Raw genomic sequence first — 641 nt, 5'->3', positions numbered from 1 at the left:
CCCTTAGCAAATGAAATGGTCTTGGCGATTTTAGATTCATGTTGTTTACCATCTGTAATATGCACAAAACTCGGCATACAGCCATCATAATCAAGTATAGTATGAAGTTTAACAGCCCCCTTAGCACTGCGGAATTTAGCCCAGTCAAATACACTTAAGCATAAGGGAATAATAGTAGCATCCATTAGAAATACTTTACGCTTGAGTCTGTTAAGCTCAGCTCGTCTAGGAGAATCTTTACGCCACAAATCATCCAAAAGTTTATAATACAAATCACGGAATAGGCCATGATCTCGATGTTTGTTTATGTAGGATAGATTGGATTTGCTCGGCGTTCTAGAGATACCCATATGACTCATGTTACCTGTAGTACTACGCAGACCATTAGAAATATCACGAACGGAATCAGCAGAGGATAAATGGCAGAAAAGCATACTCACAAAGTGTGTCCAACTATTGATCCCTTTGTGATGTTTGTCGGACTGATATTGTTGAACCAATTTGTTAAAAATATTGCGATCTACAAGCCCTAAAATCTGAGAAAATACGTTTATATTTACCATGGCGGTTGAGTAATTTTAGCGAATTAAATATAGCAATCCTTGCTATATAAATCCACCGCCATTTTTCCCTTATTTAGG

1 protein-coding gene is annotated in these 641 nt (G+C 37.4%); it reads right to left on the bottom strand.

Annotated elements, in window-relative coordinates; translation table 11 throughout:
* A partial coding sequence (locus GOQ16_RS17240; RefSeq protein WP_160070429.1) for a DUF4372 domain-containing protein occupies positions 1–563 on the bottom strand: 563 nt, incomplete at its 3' end.
* Positions 564–641: the final 78 nt, after the last annotated feature.

Source organism: Sphingobacterium bovisgrunnientis (assembly GCF_009829085.1).
GTDB lineage: Bacteria > Bacteroidota > Bacteroidia > Sphingobacteriales > Sphingobacteriaceae > Sphingobacterium > Sphingobacterium bovisgrunnientis.
The sequence above is the reverse complement of the archived record's forward strand: the minus strand, read 5'-3'. Positions and strand labels throughout refer to the sequence as shown.